This is a genomic window from Sphingomonas sp., from assembly GCF_051962185.1.
Lineage (GTDB): Bacteria > Pseudomonadota > Alphaproteobacteria > Sphingomonadales > Sphingomonadaceae > Sphingomonas.
Map to the genome: position 1 here is coordinate 1 of NZ_JBQCCN010000314.1, position 3,554 is coordinate 3,554.

At 65.2% G+C, this 3,554-nt stretch carries 2 protein-coding genes; both read left to right on the forward strand.

The features are described from left to right. The first annotated feature begins 135 nt into the window (after window positions 1–135). Window positions 136–2,682 carry a fimbrial biogenesis outer membrane usher protein gene (locus ACTHJR_RS19125; RefSeq protein WP_440525017.1) on the forward strand — a complete coding sequence of 849 codons (2,547 nt, stop codon included), beginning with the start codon at window positions 136–138 and terminating at the stop codon, window positions 2,680–2,682. Window positions 2,683–2,684: 2 nt separating this feature from the next. Next, a partial coding sequence (locus ACTHJR_RS19130; protein WP_440525018.1) for a hypothetical protein occupies window positions 2,685–3,554 on the forward strand: 870 nt, incomplete at its 3' end.

The window sequence follows — 3,554 nt, forward strand, 5'->3', positions numbered from 1 at the left end:
CGGGCAAGGAAGTGTTCCGCCGCACGTTGTCGGGTCCAGAAACGCAACAAACGATCGGGTTCGGTTTGGTGGGGGCCAATCAGACGCGGCGCATGTCGCTGCCGATTGAATTGCCGGTGGATGGGGGCAGCGTCGATGTCAGCTTCACGCCAGACGGCTGAGCGCCGCCCCGGCCGTGTCGCCGGCATATTTCTGGCCGGCGCCAGCCTCGTCGCGCTGTGCTCGCCGGCCCGCGCCAGCGACCAGCAAGGGACCGTGCCCCAGGCGCAAGAACGGCGCGTCACGATCGACGCGCCGGTCGCGCCGACGAACGCGCCCCAGGCCAACATCAATCCGACCGGGCGCGACATCGTCCTGACCGTTCCGGTCAAGGACGGCGGCACGTATCTCGGCGACATGCCGCTGACGATCACCGCGGCGGGCAAGCTGGAGTTTCCGGCGCAGCGCCTGCTCGACCTGTTGTCGAACGTGCTCAACCAGCAGTCGTTCACCGCGATCCAGACCAGCCTTTCGACCAAGGCGGTGCTGACGCCGGCGGATTTCGACGCCGCGGGCGTGGGCATTCGCTACAATCCGCAGACGCTCGAATTGCAGCTGACGATCGCGGCCGAGCGCCGCGCATCGCGGTCGCTGATGGTCAGCCCGCTCGATCGCAACAAGGTCGGCACCTTCACCGCGCCGGCGAACTGGAGCGCCTACGTCAACATCCGCGGATCGGAGGATTATATCCACGCCGGCGGCGACACCGGTTTCGCGTCGCCGATCTTCTCGCTCGATGGCGCGATGCGCTTGGGCGGGGTGGTCGCGGAAAGCGAGGCGATCTGGCAGCCGGGGGCGACGGGGGTCGACTTCCAGCGGCTCGGCTCGCGCTTCGTCTACGACGACGAGAAGAATCTGATGCGCTGGACGGTCGGCGACCTCCAGACGGTGTCGCGCGGCTTCCAGTCGGCGCCGGACATCGCCGGCATCTCGATCTTCCGCTCGTACAGCGTGCTGCAGCCGCAGCAACTGGTGCGGCCGCGCGGCGACCGCAGTTTTCAACTGGCACGTCCCTCGACCGTCGAGATCCAGGTCAACGGCCAGATCGTCCGCCGTCTCCAGTTGGCGCCGGGCACCTACAATCTGCGCGATTTCCCCTTCACCCAAGGGGCGAACGACATCCGCCTGTCGGTCATCGACGATACCGGGCGCACCGACCTGCTGCGCTTCAACCTGTTCCTCGATCAGTCGCAATTGGCCAAGGGGTTGAGCGAGTTCGGCCTCTATGCCGGCGTGCTCAACCCGCTCGACGCGCATGGGCCGCATTATACCGATCAGTTCGCCTTCACCGGCTTCTATCGCCGCGGTATCAGCGATTTCCTGACCCTGGGGGTCAATGCCCAGGCCGACAAGCACACCCAGATGGGCGGCGTCGAGGCGGTGGTGGCAAGCCCGTTCGGCACCTTCGCCGGCAATTTCTCGCTGTCCAACGTCAAGAGCGTGGGCAGCGGCTATGCCGCGACGATGACGTTCCAGCGGTTGATCAACCGCTCGAGCGGCCAGGCGGATTCGCTCAATCTGTTCGTCGAGACGCGCAGCAAGAATTTCGCGCCGGTCGGCGTGATCCTGCCGCTCAACCAGTTCCAGTATGAAGTTGGCGGCGGCTATTCGCACACCTTCAACGAGCGGCTCTACGCCGGTCTCGACGCGCGCTTCTCCAAGGGACGCGGCAGTCAGCGCGATCTCGATACCTATCGCATCACGACGGGGTACCGGATCTCGTCGACCGCGACGCTCACCGCCGACGCGCGGTGGGAGCGCGACAATACCGGATCGCGCTTCGGCGGGCTGTTGTCGCTCGTCGTACGGCTCGGCCGCTACTCGACCGCGCGCGCCGATTACGACACGCACAACAACCAGGTCCGCACGTCTTTCCAGACGCTTTATGGTCAGGGGGTGGGGTCGTACAATCTCACCGCCGACGTCGAGCGCAGCGACACCGGGTCGGCGGTCAATTTCACCGGCAATTACTACACCAACCGTGCCGAACTCGGGATCAGCCATTTCGGCACGTTCCAGGATACGTTCGGCAGCGTCACGTCGCAGCGCACGTCGTTCCGCTTCGGCACCTCGCTGGCGATCGCCGATGGCGCCTTCTCGGTCGGGCGCCCGATCTACGACAGCTTCGCGATCGTCACGCCGTACAAGAAGCTCGACGGCACCAACGTCGTGGTCAACCCGACGCCGTTCGGCTTCACCGCCGATACCGGCATGCTCCGGGCGGGCACCGATCCCAGCCTGAGTTCCTATGCGGAACGCACGGTCACGGTCGACGCACCCAACGCGAAACCGGGCGTCGATCTGGGTCAGGGATCGTTCCGGCTGTTGCCGCCGTACCGGAGTGGTTATAAGCTCGTGGTTGGATCAGCCTATTCGGTGACCGCTGTCGGTCGCCTGATCGACATCGACGGCGAACCCGTCTCGCTGGTGAGCGGCACCGCCACCGAGCTCGCGCATCCCGAGCGGCCGCCGATCACCGTGTTCACCAATCGCGAAGGCCGGTTCGGCATCGGCGGGTTGGCGCCAGGAAAATGGCGCATCAACATGCTCGACGACAAGAAATCGGTCTTCGAGATCACCATTCCCGCCGACGCCGACGGCCTCGTCCGCGTCGACGAACTCAAAGCAGTCAACGGGCAGTAAGTATGGCCTGGTCTCTGTTCCGAAATGCGTTGCTGGCGCTGGCAGTCGCCGCCGGATTATCGCCCGGCGCGGCCTTCGCAGCCCAGCAATGCGGCCTCACCACGGTCAATGGCGGTACCGCCAACCTGACCTATGATCCCTTCAATGGGAACAATACCAACATCAACCTGACCGGCGTGACCTTGTCGCGCGTGAACCTGGGCGGCGGCAACAAGACGGCCAATCTCGAGTTCTACGTCAAGGGAACGACCGCGGCGCAGAACGGCACCGTGCTGATCCCGACCAGCGCGACCGGCTCGGGCTCGGGCGGGCCGACCGGCAGCAACATCTTCTTCGGCACCAACCAGACGCCGCCGACGCTCAACATCAATTCGGGCAGCCCCGCACCCGGCGTGTTCCGCTGGGCATTCACCGGCAACAACGCGGCGTCGGACGTGTTCACGCTCAACATCACGCTGCAACTGCCGGCGAATCTGAACCTCACCGCCGGATCGACGCTGCCGTTCGACATCGTCTATAGCTGCAACGGCACCGGCAACGGCGGTCCGTTCACCGACACCGGCACCGTCTCCAACGCGATCGTCGTCAACGTGACCGTGCTGAGCGGTCTCCAGGCGAGCTATGTAGGCACCAATCTCGATTTCGTCGAGGTCGGCAATCTGACGACCGCGGCGGTGCTCGGCGCGCCGGGTACCTATACGACGCCGACCACCAATTATATCCGCGTCGCGAGCTCGGGCCCCTATTCGGTTTCGATCGCGTCGACCAACAATTACAAGCTGACGTTCCCGGGGGGCTCGGCGGGCAATCCGCTCCAGAGCCTGGCCTACAAGGCGCTGTTCCTGGGCCAGACCCCGACCACGGCCAGTCCG

Coding starts and splice junctions, on each gene's coding strand:
- ACTHJR_RS19125 (WP_440525017.1), top strand. CDS start 136: ATGTCAGCTTCACGCCAGACGGCTGAGCGCCGCCCCGGCCGTGTCGCC.